Genomic DNA, 307 nt, shown 5'->3' on the forward strand with positions numbered 1-307 from the left:
ATTTTATCGATTGCATCACTAGCATTCGAAATCAACTCTCGTAAGAAGATCTCTTTTTGAGAATAAATGGAGTGAATCATCATATCTAATAATCTTTTAGATTCTGCTTTAAACTGCTTTTTTGCCATATTAAAGGGTCTCCTTTCATAATCAAAGTAACTTAACATCCATACTTATATTAGCTGCCATTAGCACTCTTTATCTTAGAGTGCTAACCATTATTTAAATAACATATAATAAAGGAAAATGTCAATATATAGGTTGCATGAAATTAAATTTCTTGCATAACAAAACGATTATCCTATAT

At 28.3% G+C, this 307-nt stretch carries 1 protein-coding gene; it reads right to left on the reverse strand.

Translation table 11 applies throughout. From position 1 onward, the window contains the following. On the reverse strand, nucleotides 1-128 hold a 128-nt coding region (locus V7068_RS17280), incomplete at its 3' end, for a hypothetical protein (protein WP_499713816.1). Between the last annotated feature and the right edge of the window lie 179 nt (nucleotides 129-307).

The sequence above is a fragment of the Bacillus sp. JJ634 genome (assembly GCF_036962285.1).
Classification (GTDB): domain Bacteria; phylum Bacillota; class Bacilli; order Bacillales; family DSM-1321; genus Peribacillus; species Peribacillus asahii_A.